Origin of the sequence: Bacillus sp. JJ1521 (genome assembly GCF_036965165.1) — a bacterium.
In the GTDB taxonomy this organism is placed as follows: Bacteria; Bacillota; Bacilli; order Bacillales; family Bacillaceae_L; genus Ferdinandcohnia.
In genome coordinates this window covers 258-953 of record NZ_JBALOX010000062.1, presented here as the reverse complement: position 1 = coordinate 953, position 696 = coordinate 258, and the positions used below count along the sequence as shown (strand labels likewise).

The following is a 696-nucleotide window of genomic DNA, read 5'->3' as shown; positions in this document are numbered from 1 at the left end:
TCTTAGTCTTTGTTCCTAAATCGGGCTATTACGGGCAGTTGATCCCCACTTATCCTTCTTTGTACTTCGAAGTCTTGAAGTGGGGCCCTCGCTTCCTGTTAATGCGGGATAAAAAAACTGGGTGAAAAGGAGGACTCCTTATTCTACCCAGTTTTTTTATTGGTTCAGAAGTGACTATGGGACTTGCACGAAACATTTTTCACGGAATTATTGGAATTGTCATCTTTGCTGCTAATTCACTTTTTCGCTGGTTTAATTTCCTTAAGAAAAAAAGGTTCTAAAAAAATGTTAAGCTGATTTAGAACTGTTTGCTCTTGGAACGGAATCAAAAGAAGCTAAACAAATGTATGGTTTAAATAGGAAAAGTTACAAAAAGCTATCGACAAAGTAACCCTTATTCTAAGGCAATAAATGTATTTTCATTAAAACAATGGATAAAGTATATTTAGAACTACTTTGACTACTGANNATTTAAGCAGTATCAGACTTTTTTATAAGGTTAAAGGAGAGGGACCTTCGGTTGTTTTTATTCACCCTCCTTTACTCACAAGCGCAAATTTCGAATATCAAGTAAATGAATTATCTAAAAATTTTAGAGTAATCACCTTTGATATTCGAGGTCACGGAAGAAGTCAGTATTCAGTTCAACCCATTACTTATTCGTTAATTGTGGAAGATATCAAAAACCTATTGGAT

Annotated in this window: 1 protein-coding gene and 1 pseudogene; both read left to right on the top strand. The window is 34.4% G+C overall.

Going from position 1 to position 696, the window contains the following annotated elements; genetic code table 11:
- Positions 1-292 precede the first annotated feature (292 nt).
- Positions 293-411 (top strand): annotated as a pseudogene (locus V7147_RS09800) (DUF1657 domain-containing protein); the annotation flags it as partial.
- 45 nt (positions 412-456) lie between these two features.
- A partial coding sequence (locus V7147_RS09795) for an alpha/beta fold hydrolase (RefSeq protein WP_335367686.1) occupies positions 457-696 on the top strand: 240 nt, incomplete at its 3' end.